The organism is Pseudomonas sp. CROZ-RG-20F-R04-15 (genome assembly GCF_022662375.1).
Classification (GTDB): Bacteria; Pseudomonadota; Gammaproteobacteria; order Pseudomonadales; family Pseudomonadaceae; genus Aquipseudomonas.
Genome location: NZ_JAKNQL010000033.1, coordinates 20,326 through 37,163 on the forward strand (window position 1 = coordinate 20,326; position 16,838 = coordinate 37,163).

Below are 16,838 nucleotides of genomic sequence, written 5' to 3' on the forward strand. Positions count from 1 at the left end.
ACACTGCGGTCGGCCCCCTCTCCCTCCGGGAGAGGGCTGGTGAGGGGACTGATTGGGAGATGTCGTAGAGGTACGCCGACGTGAAAGATCTCTGCTGAATCCATAATCGACAAGATCTGTCAGGTCGATGTATGACGCAAGACACCTCGGTCGGCTCCCTCTCCCCCTGGGAGAGGGCTGGGGTGAGGGTGCTTTTGATCTTGAGCTCAGGCCACCTGGGCCTTCAACGCCCGCCTCAACGCCACCAACAATTTCACAATTTCCTGCGGATCCAGTCGCTGCGGCACTTTTACGTCCATGTTCTCTTCCTTGTTATGGGTTTGGCCGGGGGAGTCTGGCCAAAAGCTGTTCGTCCTTGGAGGGCTTTCGTGAAAAAAAGATCCGTCCTACAGCGCAAAGGAAAATAGCCTTCTTATTCCTTCCCGGCAAACCCACAGGATAGTTTTTTGGGTGATATCAATATGCTTTAACGGTATTTAAATTCTTTTTTTTATACCTATAAAGTCGGTGTCTGCCGGACAGCCACCCGCTGTCCATGGACTGCGCCACCGTCGCTTACCGAGCGGCGTCCAGGACGTTTCATGACTTTCGACTACGCATTTATCCTCAGCACCCTGCCGGCGTTTCTCAAAGCTGTGGGCGTGACGCTGCAGGTCGGCTTCATCGCTATTGGCACCTCGTTGCTGGTGGCGCTACTCAACGCGACGATTCTGGTGTTCCGCACGCCATACCTGCAAAAACTGGTCGGCCTGTACGTGGAACTGGCTCGCAACACGCCGCTGCTGATCCAGTTGTTCTTCGTCTACTTCGCCTTGCCGGCCGTGGGGATTCAGGTGTCCGGTTTCACCGCCGCGATCATCACCATGACCTTCCTCGGCGGCGCTTACCTCACCGAAGTGCTGCGTGCTGGCGTCGATGCGGTGCCGCAGGCGCAACTGGAATCGGGGCGCTCGATCGGCCTGTCCCACGGCCAGTTGCTGCGCTACGTGATCCTGCCGCAAGCGGGGATTCTCAGCCTGCCGTCGTTGTTCGCCAATTTCATTTTTCTGCTCAAGGAAACCACCGTGGTCTCGGCGGTGGCGGTGCCGGAAATCCTCTACACCACCAAGAGCTACATCGCGCTCTATTACAAAACCTACGAAATGCTCGCCGTGCTGACGCTGATCTGCGTGCTGTTGTTTCTGCCGCTGTCGCTGCTGCTCAGCCGTCTGGAAAGGAGGCTCCAGCATGGCCAGTTCGGGTCTTGAATTGCTCTGGGTGTCGTTGCCGCAATTGGCCAAAGGCGCTGGGCAAACCTTGTCGATCTCGTTTCTGAGCATCGCCATCAGCACCGTCGGTGGTGTGCTCTACGGCGTGTTGCGCACGCTCAACATCACGTGGGTGAACGCGATTTTGCGGGTGTATCTGGAGCTGTTCCGGGCGATTCCGGTGCTGGTCTGGTTGTATCTGCTGTTTTTCGGCTTGCCGATTTTCTTCGGCCTGAGCATTCCGAGTTTCTGGTGCGCGGTGCTGGTGCTGTCGCTGTGGGGCGCCAGCGAAGTGGGCGAAGTGGCGCGCGGCGCTCTGCATTCGTTGCCACGCGGGCAGCGTGAAGCGGGGCTGTCGATCGGTCTGAACGCCGCACAACTTTACGGCTACGTGCTGCTGCCGCAAGCGCTGAAACGCATGACGCCACCAACCATCAACGTCTACACGCGGATCATCAAGACCAGCTCGCTGGCGGTGCTGATCGGTGTGGTCGACGTGATCAAAGTCGGCCAACAGATCATCGAGCGCACCTACGAATCGGTGCTGATCTACGGCGCGCTGTTCCTGTTTTTCTTTTTCATCTGCTACCCGCTGTCGGCCGCTTCGCGCGTGCTGGAGCGGCGCTGGACGCAAGCATGAGCGCATTGATCGAGTTTCACGGCTTCAACAAATACTATGGCGAGCAGCAGGTGCTCAACGGTATTGACTTGCAGGTGCAGAGTGGCGAAGTGATCGTCATCCTCGGCCCCAGCGGTTGCGGCAAAAGCACCCTGCTGCGTTGCCTCAATGGTCTGGAACAGGCCCACAGCGGCAGCCTGAAATTTGTCGGCCGCGAACTGCTGGACAAGGCCACCGACTGGCGCGACATCCGCCAGCAGATCGGCATGGTCTTCCAGAGTTATCACCTGTTCCCGCACATGAGCGTGCTCGACAATCTGCTGCTTGGGCCGCTGAAGGTGCAAAAACGTCAGCGCCGCGAAGCGCAGCAGCAAGCCGAAGCGCTGCTTGAACGCGTGGGACTTCTGGACAAGCGCGACGCCTTCCCGCGTCAGCTGTCCGGCGGTCAGCAGCAACGCATCGCCATCGTCCGCTCGCTGTGCATGAACCCACGGGTGATGCTCTTCGACGAAGTCACTGCCGCTCTTGACCCGGAGATGGTCAAGGAAGTTTTGCAGGTCATTCAGGGCCTCGCTCGCGAAGGCATGACCCTGCTGATCGTCACCCATGAAATGGCCTTCGCCCGCGCGGTGGCCGACCGCATCGTGTTCATGGATGCCGGGCGCATCCTTGAGCAGAACCCGCCCGAGATTTTCTTTACGAACCCGCAAACCGCACGCGCGCAGCAGTTTCTGGAGAAGTTCTCCTTCGTTGCAACACTGCCAAAAACGAATCCGACAAAGGAACTGGAACTGTTATGAAAACTGCCGCTTTTTTACTGCCCCTACTGAGCCTCGCCTTGCTTGCCGGTTGCAGCAAGACCGAAGAACCGCCGAAGCCGAAGGTCGCCAGCGAAAGCACCGCGCCGGCCGGTTATCTGGACAAGATCAAGGCTCGCGACAAACTGATCGTTGGCGTCTTTACCGATAAGCCGCCCTTCGGTTTCGTCGATGAAGCAGGGCGTTACGTCGGCTTCGATACCGACATTGGTCGCCGTTTCGCCAAAGATCTGCTCGGCGATGAAAACAAAGTCGAATTCGTCGCGGTTGAACCGGCGAGCCGCATCCCGTTCCTGCAAAGCGACAAGGTTGACCTGATCCTCGCCAACATGACCGTCACCCCGGAGCGCAAGGAAGCGGTGGAATTCACCAATCCGAATCTCAAGGTTGCGGTGCAGGCGCTCGTACCGCAAAGCAGCTCGGTGAAAAACCTCGATGATTTGGCGACCCGCACCACTATCGTCACCACCGGTACGACGGCGGATATCTGGCTGACCAAGAATCACCCGGACTGGAAACTGCTGAAGTTCGAGAAAAACTCCGAGTCGTTGCAGGCCCTGGCCAATGGTCGAGGCGATGCTTATGCACAGGACAATCTGGTGTTGTTCAGTTGGGCCAAGCAGAACCCGGGCTATCGCGTGCTGGAGGACAAACTGGGGGCTGAAGCACCGATTGCGCCGGCGGTGAAGAAGGGCAATATCGAGCTGCGCGACTGGGTGAATACCGAGTTGACCAAGCTGGGCGAAGAGAAGTATTTGCTCAAGCTGTACGACCAATATGTGCGTAAGGAACTGAGCGATGACACCAAGCCTGAGAGCGTGATTGTCGAAGGCGGCAAGTGGCAGGGGTGATTGTCTGTCAGGTCGGTGGTGAGGCCTGCCCCTCACCCCAGCCCTCTCCCGAAGGAGAGGGAGCCGATCTCTGGGCTTTTCAAAACCTGAGTTCAACTTGAGACTTTCATGTCGGCGTAACTCGAAAGACCAACTCGGTCAGTCCCCTCTCCCTCTGGGAGAGGGTTAGGGTGAGGGGCTTTTGACCGAAGCACTCAATCCGGCCAATGCCACGCCGGCTCATCCAGCACCTTCTGCCCGACAATCCCGGTCTGCCCCAGGGTTTTCTCCAGCACAATGCAATTGCACTCCGGATCTTCCTGCAACGCCGAAATCAATCGCCGCGCATGCGACACCACCCACACCTGGCACTGCTCAGACGCACGAATGATCAAGCGCGCCAACGCCGGCAACAGATCCGGATGCAAACTGGTTTCCGGCTCGTTCAGTACCATCAGCGACGGCGGTCTCGGCGTCAGCAACGCTGCGACCAGCAACAGATAACGCAACGTCCCGTCCGACAACTCCGCCGCCGACAGCGGCCGCAACAAGCCTTCCTGATAAAACTCGATGGCAAAGCGTCCGCCGGCCTGCGCTTCGATATGCACGCGTGCGCCCGGAAACGCATCGGTAATTGCCGCACGCATCGCGTCGCCATCACCAATCTCGATGATGGTCTGCAACGCCGCCGCCAGATCCCGACCGTCGTGATGCAGCACCGGCGTGCGCGTGCCCAATTGCGGCTGGCGCACCGGCGCGTCAGCGTCACTGCGAAAGTGATCATAAAAGCGCCAGCGGCGAATGAACTCGCGCATCTGAAACACTTCCGGCGAGCTGCGCAGGCTGCCGACCTGATCAAACAAACTATCGAAATTCGGCGTGTGTTGCGCCAGCACATCCCATTTGCGTTCGGCGCGTGCGCGGATCATCGGCCCGTCACGATCTACAAGCAGGCTGGCGGGACGGTAAAGCGCGCCGGCCCAGATGCATTCGCGCTTGATCTGCGGGTCGAGGCTGAAGCGCGAGGGAATGGGGCGCGAATGTTCGGGCAGCATGAAGTGCCCGTTGGAATCGGGCAGGCCGAGGCTGATCGAATAACTGAAATCCTCCCCGGCAAATCCCAGACGCAGGCGCTTCACACCTTGGCGCACCGTTGACTGGATCGGCACTTCGCCGTTGCGCATGCGTCGGCTGATGGTTTCCGGCCCGGCCCAGAAGGTCGACTCCAGTCCGCCTTCACGGGCCAGCGCATTGACCACGCCGCCCTGAGCGGTTTCCGCCAGCAAGCGCAAGGCCCGGTAGAGGTTGGATTTGCCGCTGCCGTTGGGGCCGGTGATCAGGTTCAGCCGGCCCAGCGGGATCACCAGTTTGTTGATCGAACGGTAATTGGCCACTGCCAGAGTGTTGAGCATGGACGTCCTTTTTCAGGTGCGGCTGACAGCCAACAGGATAACCGTTAGCAGCGCGCCAGGCTTTTTCTTCATAAGACCAACGTGCAAGCCGGGAACCCTGTTCTAAGCTCTGAAGTCGTATCGTCCCGATAGTCTCGAAAAATGCCAAGGAGTCTGCATGGCGGGTCCCGGATTGAAAGTGGTGGTGGCCCTCAGTGCCATGGCCTTGCTGACCGCTTGCGGCGACAAGAAACCCGCGCAGGAATACTTGCCAAGGGTCTTTGTACAGGAAGTCAAACCCGCGGATTACGCGGCTTCGGTGACATTGACCGGTGACGTGCAGGCGCGCGTGCAGACCGAATTGTCGTTCCGCGTCGGCGGCAAGATCATCCAGCGCATGGTCGATGTCGGTGACCGGGTCACCGCCAAGCAGGTGCTGGCCAAACTCGACCCCAAGGATTTGCAGACCAACGTCGATTCGGCTCAAGCTCAGGTCGTCGCTGAACAAGCCCGGGTGAAGCAGAGTGCGGCAGCCTTCGTGCGTCAGCAAAAACTGCTGCCCAAGGGCTACACCAGTCAGAGCGAATACGATTCCGCTCAAGCCGCGTTGCGCAGCAGCCAGAGCGCTCTGAGCGCGGCGCAGGCGCAACTGGCCAATGCCAAGGATCAACTCAGTTACACCTCACTGATCGCTGACGCGCCGGGCGTTATCACTGAGCGTCAGGCCGAAGTTGGCCAGGTCGTGCAGGCCACCGCGCCGATTTTCAGTCTGGCCCGTGATGGCGATCGTGATGCGGTGTTCAACGTCTATGAATCGCTGCTCGCCGAACGCCCTGCGGATAACAAGATCACCGTCAGCCTGCTCGACAACCCCGAGATCAAAACCACCGGCACCGTGCGCGAAGTCACCCCGGCAGTGTCGGCGCAATCCGGCACCGTGCAAGTCAAAGTCACCCTCGACAAACTGCCGCCGGGCATGCAGCTCGGTTCGGTGGTCAGTGCCACGGCCAAAGGCTCCGGCAAATCGGCAGTCGAACTGCCGTGGTCGGCGCTGACGAAAAATATCAGTGACCCGGCGGTGTGGCTGGTCGACGACAAAGGTGAGGCGCAATTGCACACAGTCACGGTCGGCCGTTACCTGACCGGCAAAGTCATCATCAGCGAAGGTCTCAAGGGGGGCGAAAAAGTCATCGTCGCCGGCGGGCAATTGTTGCATCCCGGCATGAAAGTCGAGATCGCCGCAAACACCTACAAGGATCTGCAACCGGGAGCACAGCCATGAAGCGCTTGTGGTTGTTATCCATGGCGGTATTGCTGGCCGCGTGTTCCAAGAAAGAACCGCCGCCCGAGCCGGTACGTCCGGTGCTGTCGGTCAAGGTCGAAGCGCTTAGTGAAGAGAATCTCGGGCGTTTTGCCGGCAGCATCCAGGCGCGTTACGAGAGCAACACCGGTTTCCGCGTCGGTGGCCGTATTGCCAGCCGTAACGTCGATGTCGGTGCCGAGGTGGAGAAGGGCACATTGCTCGCCACCCTCGACCCGTCCGATCAGCAAAACCAGTTGCGCTCGGCTCAAGGCGATCTGGCCAAGGTCCAGGCGCAACTGATCAACGCGCAAGCCAACGCTCGGCGTCAGCAGGCGCTGTTCGATAGAGGCGTCGGTGCGCAGGCACAACTGGACATTGCCACCACCGATCTGAAAACCACCCAGGCCTCGCTGGATCAGGCGCGCGCGGCGGTCAATCAGAGCAAGGACCAACTCGGCTACACCGAATTGCGCTCTGACCACCGCGCCGTGGTTACTGCGTGGAACGCCGAGGCCGGGCAGGTCGTCACGGCCGGTCAGCAAGTGGTGACCCTGGCGCAACCGGACATCAAGGAAGCGGTGATCGATCTGCCCGATACCCTGGTCGATCAGATCCCCAGCGATGTAGTGTTTTCCGTGGCCGCGCAGCTCGATCCGAGCATCAACACCACCGCGATCATTCGTGAAATCGAACCACAGGCACAAAGTGCTACGCGCACACGACGGGCGCGCCTGACCCTGGCCGACACGCCGGACGGTTTCCGCCTCGGCACAGCGATCAGCGTCACCCTGAGTTCGGCGATCAAACCGCGCATCGAATTGCCCGCCACGGCATTGCAGGAGGTCGATGGCAAACCGCGGATCTGGGTGATCGACACGCAAAACAAAACCGTCAGCCCCCGCGATGTCACGGTCATCAGCCGTACCGACAACAGCGTCGTACTGGCGGGCGGCGTGAAGAACGGCGAGCGTGTGGTCAGCGCCGGCGTCAACAGTCTCAAACCCGGACAATCGGTAAAACTTGACGAGGACAGTCAATGAAAGGCTCTTTCAACCTCTCCGAATGGGCCCTCAAACATCAGTCTTTCGTCTGGTACCTGATGTTCGTTGCGTTGCTGATGGGCGTCTTTTCGTACTTCAATCTGGGCCGCGAAGAAGACCCGTCCTTCACCATCAAAACCATGGTGATCCAGACCAAATGGCCGGGCGCAACCCAAGAGGAAACCCTCAAGCAAGTCACCGATCGCATCGAGAAAAAACTCGAAGAACTCGATTCCCTCGACTACGTGAAAAGCTACACGCGCCCAGGCGAATCGACGGTGTACGTGTACCTGCGCGACACCACCAGTGCCAAGGACATCCCGGAAATCTGGTACCAGGTGCGCAAGAAGATCAACGACATTCGCGGGCAGTTTCCCCAAGGGATTCAGGGCCCGGGGTTCAACGACGAGTTCGGTGATGTATTCGGTTCGGTGTATGCGTTCACTGCCGATGGCCTGACCATGCGCCAGTTACGCGATTACGTTGAGCAGGCGCGGGCCGAGATCCGCAATGTGCCGGGGCTGGGCAAGATCGAAATGGTCGGCCAGCAGGACGAAGTGATCTACCTGAACTTCTCCACGCGCAAACTCGCCGCGTTGGGCATCGATCAGCGTCAGGTGGTGGAAAGCCTGCAATCACAGAACGCCGTGACCCCGGCCGGTGTGATCGAGGCCGGACCGGAGCGGATTTCCGTGCGCACCTCGGGGCAGTTCGCCTCGGAGAAGGATCTGGCCGAGGTCAATCTCAAGCTCAATGACCGCTTCTATCGTCTGGCCGATATTGCCGACATCAGTCGCGGTTACGTCGATCCGGCCACCCCGGAATTCCGCTTCGATGGCAAACCGGCCATCGGTCTCGCCATTGCCATGCAGAAGGGTGGCAACGTGCAGGAATTCGGTAAAGCCTTGCACGCGCGTATCGACCAACTGACGGCGGACTTGCCGGTCGGCGTTGGCGTGCACACGGTGTCCGATCAGGCGGTGGTGGTGGAAGAGGCCGTTGGCGGCTTCACCAGCGCGCTGTTCGAGGCAGTGATCATCGTGCTGGTGGTGAGCTTCATCAGCCTTGGCGTGCGTGCCGGTCTGGTGGTGGCTTGCTCGATTCCGTTGGTGCTGGCGATGGTCTTTGTGTTCATGGAATACAGCGGCATCACCATGCAGCGGATTTCTCTCGGCGCACTGATCATCGCCCTCGGCCTGTTGGTCGACGACGCGATGATTACCGTGGAGATGATGGTCACGCGCCTGGAAATGGGCGAGACCAAGGAGCAGGCGGCGACGTTCGCCTACACCTCGACGGCGTTCCCGATGCTCACCGGTACGCTGGTGACCGTCGCCGGTTTCGTGCCGATCGGCCTCAACGCCAGTTCCGCCGGTGAGTACACCTACACGCTGTTTGCGGTGATCGCCGTGGCGATGATCGTCTCGTGGGTGGTGGCGGTGTTCTTCGCCCCGGTGATCGGCGTGCACATTCTCAGCACCAACGTCAAACCCCATGCCGCTGAGCCAGGGCGTATTGGCCGCGCGTTCAATGGCGGACTGTTGTGGGCGATGCGCAACCGCTGGTGGGCAATCGGTTTCACGGTGCTGATGTTCGTGCTCGCGGTATTTTGCATGCGCTTTGTGCAGAACCAGTTTTTCCCGGCGTCGGATCGCCCGGAAATTCTCGTCGACCTGAACCTGCCGCAAAACGCCTCGATCGACGAAACCCGCAAGGCCGTCGACAAACTGGAGGAAACCCTCAAGGGCGACCCGGACATCGTGCGCTGGAGTACCTACATCGGTCAGGGCGCGATCCGTTTCTACCTGCCGCTCGACCAGCAATTGCAGAACCCGTACTACGCGCAACTGGTGATCGTCAGCAAAGGCTTCGAATCCCGCGAGGCGCTGAGTGAAAGGCTGCGTGAGCGCTTGCGCAAAGAGTTCGTCGGTATCGGCAGCTACGTGCAGGCACTGGAAATGGGCCCGCCGGTGGGACGTCCGATCCAGTACCGGGTCAGCGGCAAGGACATCGATCAAGTGCGCAAACACGCCATCGACCTTGCTACCGAACTGGACAAGAACTCGCACATCGGCGAGATCATTTACGACTGGAACGAGCCGGGCAAAGTCCTGCGCATCGATATCGCGCAGGACAAGGCGCGCCAACTCGGGCTGTCCTCCGAAGACGTGGCGAAGCTGATGAACAGCATCGTCAGTGGCTCGCCGTTGACCCAGGTCGATGACGATATCTACCTGATCAACGTGGTCGGCCGCGCGGTGGATTCCGAACGCGGCACGCCGGAGACTCTGCAGAACCTGCAGATCGTCACGCCGAGCGGTACGTCGATTCCGCTGCTGGCGTTCGCCACCGTGCGTTATGAACTGGAGCAGCCGCTGGTGTGGCGTCGCGACCGCTTGCCGACCATTACCATCAAGGCGTCGGTGCGCGACGAGATCCAGCCGACCGATCTGGTGAAAATCCTCAAGCCGTCGATTGATGCGTTCGCCGAAAAACTGCCGGTCGGCTACAAAGTCGCTACCGGCGGTACGGTCGAGGAAAGCGGCAAGGCCCAGGGACCGATTGCCAAGGTTCTGCCGTTGATGCTGTTTTTGATGGCGACCTTCCTGATGATCCAGTTGCACAGCGTGCAGAAGATGTTCCTCGTCGCGAGTGTCGCGCCGCTGGGGCTGATCGGCGTGGTGCTGGCGCTGGTGCCGACTGGTACGCCGATGGGTTTCGTGGCGATTCTGGGGATTCTCGCGCTGATCGGCATCATCATCCGTAACTCGGTGATTCTGGTGACGCAGATCGATGAGTTCGAGAAGAAAGGCTATGCGCCGTGGGATGCGGTGGTGGAGGCGACCGAACACCGGCGCAGACCGATTCTGTTGACGGCGGCGGCAGCGAGCATGGGCATGATCCCGATCGCCCGCGAAGTGTTCTGGGGGCCGATGGCGTACGCGATGATTGGCGGGATTGTGGTCGCGACGTTGCTGACGCTGTTGTTCCTGCCGGCGCTGTATGTGGCCTGGTACAAGATTCGCGAACCGAAGAAGGACTGAGTCAACAGCGACCCTCACCCTAACCCTCTCCCAAAGGGAGAGGGGACTGATTGGGGGATGCCTTGGAGATACGCCGACCTGAAATCTCTTCGCTGAATCCATAATCGACTCGGTCTCTCAGGTCGATGTATGAAGTGAGACACCTCGGTCGGCCCCCTCTCCCTGTGGGAGAGGGCTGGGGTGAGGGCTTTTCCTGACTTTACTCAGCCCTTACGCCAAACACTGGCCAACCAAGGCTGCTGCTCTCGCGGCAGCCCCGCCGGCCGGAAGTAATGCTCCAGTTCAACAAACCCCGCCGCCGTCAACAACCCTTGCCACGCTGCCAGATCGTGATACGAGCCATAACGCGGCCCGTTCCAGCCCTCACGATTATCCCCACGCGGATTGGAACTGAACAACACCCCGCCGGGCTTCAATGCCCCGCGCAACTGCTGCAATACCCGTGGCAGTTCCTGCAACGGCACATGAAAAAGCACCGCATTGGCAAAGATCCCGTCGAAGCGCTCCGCCGGTAGATCGAGCTTCAGAAAGTCCTGCTGCAACACCTCACAGCCACTGTCCTCACGGGCCATTCGCGCAAACTCTTGCGAACCGTCGAGGCCGACGGCGATGTGACCCATGCGGGTAAACGTCTGCAAGTCCCGCCCCGGACCGCAGCCGAAATCCAGAATGGTGAACGGCGCTGAACCCTGAATATGCCGCAGTAGCGCATCGATATTCTGGCTGACATCGTGGTCGCGGGTGCCTTCACGGAAGTCTTCAGCCACCGAGTTGTAGTGGCCGAGGGTGGTGGCGGTGATCTGTTCGAGATCGGTGGGAGTCTGCTTCATGGTCGGGATACGCAGGCAATTGGGATGTGCCGAATATACGCCATGACGGCGGGAGCGCTGGCGATAAATGGCTGGTCGCACCTGTTAGTTCTTACAGTATCGGGCGAAGGAAAACAGGTTCATTCTTGGTTCACTGATGCCAGGGACTCGCGTCAACATGAATACTCATCATGACACCGCCACTCCGACCTTGTCGGTCATGGACCCGCGTACCTTGGCGATTCGTAGCGTTGCCTATTGTCGGCATCCAGACCAACCCGACATCGAATCGCGCATCACCCGGCAGATCTTTGATGCGCCCGGGCGTCAGGTGGCGGCGTGGGATCCGCGTTTGTGGGGCACTGCGCCGAAGCCGAATCTGGCCACAATTTACGCATTGAGTGGTCAGGCGCTACTTACAGAGAGCGTTGACGCTGGCTGGCAGTTGAGTCTTTTGAGTGAAGCGGGATCGATGGGTTCTGGCTGGGATGCGCGGGGCAACGAGAGTCATCACCAATACGATGATCTCCAACGTCCGATAACGCTTACCGAGCAAGCGCTCGGCGGACAGTCTCAAGTAGTCGAGCGCTGGACTTATGGCGAAGCCACCGATGAATGCGCGCTCAACAATCTGTGCGGCCAACTCATTCGCCATGACGACCCTGCCGGCAACCGGCACTTCAATGACTATGGCCTTGGCGGCGCCATGCTGGTGGAGTCGCGGCGGTTTCTGATCAAGCTTGAGAGCCCCGACTGGCCACTCGAACCCGCCGGTCGCGATGAGTATCTCGAAGAAAAAATGTATGTCACCCGTCAAATCTTCAACCCGACAGGAGAACTGCAGCGTCATATCGATGCGGCGGGTAACACAAAAACGCTGCATTACAACGTCGCGGGAAAACCTTGCGCGACTTGGCTTTTGCAGGCCAGCGAGGGTCGGCAGCCGAAATACCTGGTCAGCAAAATCCGCTACAACGCCGAGGATAAGGTCGAAAGTGAGACGGCTGGTAACGGTGTCATCGCCCGTACCGAGTACAACAGTGAAGACGGCCGCCTACTCAGATTAGTGGCAGCTGTCGGTATGCAAACGCCTTTGCAGGATCTGAACTACGCCTATGACCCGGTGGGCAACATCGTCAGTCTGGAAGATAAAACCCAGGCGGTGACTTACTTCAGCAATCAGCGCGTCGATCCCGTCAGTCGGTATCGCTACGACAGCCTCTATCAACTGATCGAAGCCAGGGGCTGGGAAGTCAGTTCCCCGAGCCATGGTCCGGCGTTACCGGATTTGCTGCCCACACCATTGGACCCCAATCAGCGGCGCAATTACACCCAGACATTCGATTACGACGCAGCGGGCAATCTGCTCACTCGACATCACAGCGGTGCGCCGGGATTTTCGATGTTTACCTCTGCGTACAGCAATCGGAGTCTGGCCCAGCGCGACGATGGTTCTCTGCCGGGAGAACCGCAGATCTCGGAAGGATTTGATTTCGCTGGCAATCAGTTGGAATTGCAGCGCGGACAGGCCATGAGCTGGGATGTGCGCAATCAATTGAGACGAGTGACGCTGGTGCAACGCCAGGACGAGCCGAATGACGACGAAGGTTATGTTTACGATCGACCCGGCCATCGGCTGCGTAAAGCACGCCTCAGCCAGACATCCGGGCAAACCCTGAAATCAGAAGTGCGTTATCTGCCGGGTCTTGAGGTGCATCGCGAAGCGAACGGAAAAGAGCGGCATGTGATCAGTGTCGAAGCCGGGCGTAATCAGGTGCGAATGCTGCATTGGCCTGATGGCGCTGAAAGCGATCAACTGCGTTACAGCCTGAGTGATCATCTTGGTTCCAGCTCTCTGGAATTGGACGATGGCGCAGGAATTTTGACTCAGGAGCACTATTACCCGTTTGGTGGTACGGCGTGCTGGGCTGGTAAAAATGCCTTGGTCGCGAAGTATAAAACCATCCGTTATTCGGGTAAGGAGAGGGATGCGACCGGGCTTTATCACTACGGTCATCGTTACTATGCACCTTGGTTGCAACGGTGGGTCAGTGCCGATCCAATGGGGGAACTTGACGGTCTGAATTTATTCGAAATGGTAGGGAACAATCCAGTGATCTTTACTGATGAGCAAGGAACAGTAAGAGGGCTAAGTGAATTTTTTAGTGGTGAAAGCAAAGCTGAGGCCGCTAAAAAAATTCACTTCAAACAGCATCTGGTACCCAACATAATGGCCCGCAAAGAAACGGATAAAAGCTACGCCATCTTAAAAGTGAAAAAACTGGCGCGTGTAGACAACGCAGGCGCTGCGGAAGAATTGCTTAAGGCAGCCGTGGAGGTTATTGCCAATTCGAAACTCACCATCAATTATACGATCGAGAGTATTAATGAATTAAGAGGCAGTGTTGTTAAAAATCTATGGCAGCGGGGATTTGAACCAGGGTTTGGTGAAATCAGGGATGGATTTGAAATGGGCATGTACGACTATGCTCATTCCCCCTCCAAGATATTAAAAGAGTATGGGTCGGTGGATCATCCAAAATTCAGCGGAGAAATGCGGCCTGTTTACGGAGCATTGAAACTCTCTGAACATCTCGCTAGCGCCGGAGGTGCATCGTCATACGGTGCGGCCGCGTTCTATTTGCCGGATCAGTCGCGCGAGTACATGACGCTGACCGGAGTTGACAGCTTCGATCTGAAACCTTCAATGAATAACCTCGCTTCATTTGAAAATTTATATCCCGTTTTTCACACAATGGAACTGGGCACCTGGAAAGTGTTAAGCCAGGTTATTGACGGAAGTGAAAAGGGTCTTGAATCGCCTGCCGAATACGTGGAATGGCAATCCCACAGCGCTGTAAGTTGGAAAAACATGACCGATCTGGTTTTTCAGAGTCAACAGGATCTGAACAGTGTTATCAGCCACGAAAGCACCCAACGCTTTTTGAAAAAAAACTCCATTCATGTGCATGTCGCAGGGTGAGCCAGCGTTGGAATTGCATCCGTATTGCGACTAGGGCAGAGCCAGGGCCGTGACGAAAGGAGGACAACAAACTCAGCGCTTGTTGAGGCCTCGCGCCAACCGATCCCCACCCAACTGAATCACCGCCACCAACGCTACCAGCAACACAATCACCGTCAGCATGATCTGGCTGTCAAAGCGCTGATAGCCGTAGCGATAGGCGATATCCCCCAACCCGCCCGCGCCAATTGCCCCGGCCATCGCCGACGAATTGATCATGGTCACCAACGTGATAGTGAACCCGCCGACGATCCCCGGCAGCGCCTCCGGCAACAACACATGCCAGACAATGTGCCAACGCCGGCAGCCCATCGCCTGCGCGGCTTCGATCAAACCATGATCAACCTCGCGCAGACTCACTTCGGCAATCCGCGCAAAGAACGGCGTCGCCGCAATCGTCAGCGGCACGACGGCAGCCCAGACACCGTAGGTGGTACCGACAATCAACCGGGTGAACGGAATCAGCGCGACCATCAGAATCAGAAACGGGATCGAGCGAAACAGGTTAACGAACGCGCCCAAGGCACGGTTCAACACCGGCGCTTCATAGATCCTGCCCTTGTCGCTGGTGACCAGAATCACCGCCATGGGAATCCCCACCAGCAACGCGATCAGCGACGACACACCGACCATCAGGAACGTGTCGATAAACCCCTGTAGCAAGCGATCAAACCACATAACCCAATACCTCCACACGTTGCGCCCATGGTGCGGCGCGCTCGCGCAATTGTTCGGCGCTAAACGCTGAGCCGCTGACAGCCAACAACAGTTGCCCCAACGAGTGACCCTGAATCCGTTCGACGCCGCCCTGAAGCAACTTCACCCGGCCACCCAATGCCGCGAACAGTGCCGCCAGATCTGGCTCGTCACTGGCGCTGCCGGTGAACTGCAAGCGCAGCACCACAGCGGCGTCGGAGGATGGCGGCAGCGCGTGCAAGCGGGACTGCAATTCCTCCGGCAATGCGTGTTGCAGCGGCGCGAGCAAGGTCTGGCTGACCTCATGTTGCGGGTTGCCGAACACTTCCCATACCGGGCCTTGCTCGACGACGCGGCCGTGCTCAAGCACGACAACGCGGTCGCAGATTTCGCGGATCACCGCCATCTCATGAGTAATCAGAACGATGGTCAGACCCAAGCGTTTATTGATCTCGCGCAGCAGGCCGAGGATCGACTGGGTGGTCTCCGGGTCGAGCGCCGAAGTGGCCTCGTCACAGAGCAAAATATCCGGGTCATGCACCAGCGCGCGGGCGATGCCGACGCGCTGTTTCTGTCCACCGGAAAGCTGCGCCGGATAAGCCTTGTGTTTCTCTTGCAGGCCAACCAGTTCGAGCAGCTCCCGAACCTTTTTTTCGCGGTGCTCTTTCGGCACGCCAGCGACTTTCAGCGGCAGTTCAACGTTCTGCCAAACGGTCTTGGCCGACATCAGATTGAAGTGCTGGAAGATCATGCCGATGCGTCGGCGCAAAGCGACGAGACGATCTTCATCGAACTCGCTAATGTCGACCTGATCGATCAGCACCCGCCCCGAAGTCGGTTGCTCCAGACGATTGATCGTACGGATCAGCGATGACTTGCCAGCGCCGCTGCGGCCGATAATGCCGAACACTTCGCCGCGCTGGATCGCCAGATCAATGCCCTGCAATGCCGCGACCGGACCTTGGCGACCGTTGTAGATTTTGCCCAGACCGATGAAGCGTACGTGGGCGCGATTCAGCTCGGGGTGCAGCTCGGTTTTTTCAGCATTGTGTGGCTCTGGAATTTCCAGTCGCCGTTGGATCGCGGCCGTCATGCTCAGCTTTCCCAACCGGCTTGATACAGCTTGCCGTGGGCCTTATCCAGTGCCGCGCGAACGGCGGGCGAGTGCTGGTAGATGTCGACGAATTTGATCAGGCGCGGATCGGTTTTGCTCTTCGGCTGGATAACAAACTGGATCACGTATTCCTTGTGGTCGAGGCCGTCGAACAGCAGCGCCGAACCGGCATCGAAGGTCTTCGCCAGACGAATGTAGGCCGGGTAGCCCTGGACCAGATCGGCATCGTCGTAAGCACGCACCAGTTGCACGGCTTCGACCTGGAGTATTTTGATTTTCTTCGGGTTGGCGACGATATCGTCTTCGGTAGCCTTGTAGCCGACGCCCGGTTTCAGCGTGATCAAACCGGCCTTGGCCAGCAGTTGCAGACCGCGCCCGCTGTTGATTGGGTCGTTGGCGATGGCGACGCTGGCGCCTTCGGGCAGCTCGTCGAAGCTTTTGTATTTTTTCGAATAGAGGCCGACGTTGTTGATGATCCCCGGCGCGAATGGCACCAGATCAAAACCCGAGGCGGCTTTGGCGTTTTCGAGGAACGGGATGTGCTGGAAGTAGTTCACGTCGATGTCGCCGGCGGCGAGGCTGACGTTTGGCGCGATCCAGTCGGTGAACTCCACCAACTCGACTTTCAGGCCTTGTTTGGAGGCCTCTTCAACGGCAGCTTCCAGCGGGATGGCGAAGGCGGCGGTGGTGCCGATTTTCAGGGGCGCGTCGGCGGCGAAGATGGCCGAGCTGAACAGGCCGAGGGCCAGGGCCAGTGCTTTGACTGGGTGGGACAGGCGTTTTTTGGTCATGATGAGTTTTCCAGTCAGTGCATAAATTTGTGGTGTCTGGTCGGGCCTCTTCGCGAGCAAGCTCGCTCCCACAGGGAAATGCATTCCAAATGTGGGAGCGAGCTTGCTCGCGAA

The 16,838-nt window shown here is 58.6% G+C and carries 13 protein-coding genes; 8 read left to right on the forward strand and 5 right to left on the reverse strand.

The window, feature by feature from the left end; all coding sequences use genetic code 11:
- Positions 1 to 581 precede the first annotated feature (581 nt).
- From L8H52_RS28275 to L8H52_RS28290, 4 genes are read left to right on the forward strand one after another with little or no spacing between them, the layout of a single operon-like run.
- Positions 582 to 1,247 (forward strand): amino acid ABC transporter permease, encoded by a 666-nt coding sequence (locus L8H52_RS28275; RefSeq protein ID WP_008083580.1) that lies wholly within the window; start codon positions 582 to 584, stop codon positions 1,245 to 1,247.
- Positions 1,228 to 1,887 carry an amino acid ABC transporter permease gene (locus L8H52_RS28280; protein ID WP_242209819.1) on the forward strand — a complete coding sequence of 220 codons (660 nt, stop codon included), beginning with the start codon at positions 1,228 to 1,230 and terminating at the stop codon, positions 1,885 to 1,887. Before L8H52_RS28275 ends, L8H52_RS28280 begins: the two co-directional genes overlap by 20 nt.
- Positions 1,884 to 2,666, forward strand: a complete 783-nt coding sequence (locus tag L8H52_RS28285) for an amino acid ABC transporter ATP-binding protein (protein WP_242209820.1) — start codon at positions 1,884 to 1,886, stop codon at positions 2,664 to 2,666. Before L8H52_RS28280 ends, L8H52_RS28285 begins: the two co-directional genes overlap by 4 nt.
- Complete coding sequence (locus tag L8H52_RS28290) at positions 2,663 to 3,535, forward strand: transporter substrate-binding domain-containing protein (RefSeq protein ID WP_053116498.1); 873 nt, start codon at positions 2,663 to 2,665, stop codon at positions 3,533 to 3,535. The genes L8H52_RS28285 and L8H52_RS28290 overlap by 4 nt, the downstream gene beginning before the upstream one ends.
- Positions 3,536 to 3,729: 194 nt before the next feature.
- Here the strand turns inward: L8H52_RS28290 and L8H52_RS28295 are convergent, their stop codons facing one another.
- Complete coding sequence (locus L8H52_RS28295; RefSeq protein WP_242209821.1) at positions 3,730 to 4,926, reverse strand: AAA family ATPase; 1,197 nt, start codon at positions 4,924 to 4,926, stop codon at positions 3,730 to 3,732.
- A gap of 157 nt (positions 4,927 to 5,083) precedes the next feature.
- Between L8H52_RS28295 and L8H52_RS28300 the strand changes: the two genes are divergently transcribed.
- From L8H52_RS28300 to L8H52_RS28310, 3 genes are read left to right on the forward strand one after another with little or no spacing between them, the layout of a single operon-like run.
- Positions 5,084 to 6,187 carry an efflux RND transporter periplasmic adaptor subunit gene (locus L8H52_RS28300; RefSeq protein WP_242209822.1) on the forward strand — a complete coding sequence of 368 codons (1,104 nt, stop codon included), beginning with the start codon at positions 5,084 to 5,086 and terminating at the stop codon, positions 6,185 to 6,187.
- Positions 6,184 to 7,248: an efflux RND transporter periplasmic adaptor subunit gene (locus L8H52_RS28305; RefSeq protein WP_242209823.1), complete on the forward strand. Its 1,065-nt coding sequence runs from the start codon at positions 6,184 to 6,186 to the stop codon at positions 7,246 to 7,248. The genes L8H52_RS28300 and L8H52_RS28305 overlap by 4 nt, the downstream gene beginning before the upstream one ends.
- On the forward strand, positions 7,245 to 10,292 hold the full coding sequence (locus L8H52_RS28310) for an efflux RND transporter permease subunit (protein WP_242209824.1): 3,048 nt from the start codon (positions 7,245 to 7,247) through the stop codon (positions 10,290 to 10,292). The genes L8H52_RS28305 and L8H52_RS28310 overlap by 4 nt, the downstream gene beginning before the upstream one ends.
- A 203-nt stretch (positions 10,293 to 10,495) precedes the next feature.
- Here the strand turns inward: L8H52_RS28310 and L8H52_RS28315 are convergent, their stop codons facing one another.
- The gene (locus L8H52_RS28315) at positions 10,496 to 11,122 is read right to left on the reverse strand and encodes a class I SAM-dependent methyltransferase (RefSeq protein ID WP_242209825.1); all 627 of its coding nucleotides are present in this window, start codon (positions 11,120 to 11,122) and stop codon (positions 10,496 to 10,498) included.
- A gap of 157 nt (positions 11,123 to 11,279) precedes the next feature.
- On the opposite strand from L8H52_RS28315, the gene L8H52_RS28320 reads away from it, so the two are divergent.
- Entirely contained in the window at positions 11,280 to 14,084 is a 2,805-nt protein-coding gene (locus tag L8H52_RS28320; RefSeq protein WP_242209826.1) for an RHS repeat-associated core domain-containing protein, read from the forward strand.
- A gap of 72 nt (positions 14,085 to 14,156) precedes the next feature.
- On the opposite strand, the gene L8H52_RS28325 is transcribed toward L8H52_RS28320, so the two are convergent.
- The 3 genes from L8H52_RS28325 to L8H52_RS28335 are packed head-to-tail and all read right to left on the reverse strand — an operon-like array spanning position 14,157 to position 16,724.
- The gene (locus L8H52_RS28325) at positions 14,157 to 14,801 is read right to left on the reverse strand and encodes a methionine ABC transporter permease (RefSeq protein WP_242209827.1); all 645 of its coding nucleotides are present in this window, start codon (positions 14,799 to 14,801) and stop codon (positions 14,157 to 14,159) included.
- Positions 14,791 to 15,912, reverse strand: coding sequence for an ATP-binding cassette domain-containing protein (locus L8H52_RS28330; protein WP_242209828.1), 1,122 nt, complete (start codon positions 15,910 to 15,912; stop codon positions 14,791 to 14,793). Before L8H52_RS28330 ends, L8H52_RS28325 begins: the two co-directional genes overlap by 11 nt.
- A 2-nt stretch (positions 15,913 to 15,914) precedes the next feature.
- Entirely contained in the window at positions 15,915 to 16,724 is an 810-nt protein-coding gene (locus tag L8H52_RS28335) for a MetQ/NlpA family ABC transporter substrate-binding protein (RefSeq protein ID WP_242209829.1), read from the reverse strand.
- Between the last annotated feature and the right edge of the window lie 114 nt (positions 16,725 to 16,838).

Excerpts from the sequence above, each read along its gene's own strand:
- L8H52_RS28275 (WP_008083580.1), top strand. The coding sequence starts at position 582 with ATGACTTTCGACTACGCATTTATCCTCAGCACCCTGCCGGCGTTTCTC.
- L8H52_RS28280 (WP_242209819.1), top strand. The coding sequence starts at position 1,228 with ATGGCCAGTTCGGGTCTTGAATTGCTCTGGGTGTCGTTGCCGCAATTG.
- L8H52_RS28285 (WP_242209820.1), top strand. The coding sequence starts at position 1,884 with ATGAGCGCATTGATCGAGTTTCACGGCTTCAACAAATACTATGGCGAG.
- L8H52_RS28290 (WP_053116498.1), top strand. The coding sequence starts at position 2,663 with ATGAAAACTGCCGCTTTTTTACTGCCCCTACTGAGCCTCGCCTTGCTT.
- L8H52_RS28295 (WP_242209821.1), bottom strand. The coding sequence starts at position 4,926 with ATGCTCAACACTCTGGCAGTGGCCAATTACCGTTCGATCAACAAACTG.
- L8H52_RS28300 (WP_242209822.1), top strand. The coding sequence starts at position 5,084 with ATGGCGGGTCCCGGATTGAAAGTGGTGGTGGCCCTCAGTGCCATGGCC.
- L8H52_RS28305 (WP_242209823.1), top strand. The coding sequence starts at position 6,184 with ATGAAGCGCTTGTGGTTGTTATCCATGGCGGTATTGCTGGCCGCGTGT.
- L8H52_RS28310 (WP_242209824.1), top strand. The coding sequence starts at position 7,245 with ATGAAAGGCTCTTTCAACCTCTCCGAATGGGCCCTCAAACATCAGTCT.
- L8H52_RS28315 (WP_242209825.1), bottom strand. The coding sequence starts at position 11,122 with ATGAAGCAGACTCCCACCGATCTCGAACAGATCACCGCCACCACCCTC.
- L8H52_RS28320 (WP_242209826.1), top strand. The coding sequence starts at position 11,280 with ATGAATACTCATCATGACACCGCCACTCCGACCTTGTCGGTCATGGAC.
- L8H52_RS28325 (WP_242209827.1), bottom strand. The coding sequence starts at position 14,801 with ATGTGGTTTGATCGCTTGCTACAGGGGTTTATCGACACGTTCCTGATG.
- L8H52_RS28330 (WP_242209828.1), bottom strand. The coding sequence starts at position 15,912 with ATGACGGCCGCGATCCAACGGCGACTGGAAATTCCAGAGCCACACAAT.
- L8H52_RS28335 (WP_242209829.1), bottom strand. The coding sequence starts at position 16,724 with ATGACCAAAAAACGCCTGTCCCACCCAGTCAAAGCACTGGCCCTGGCC.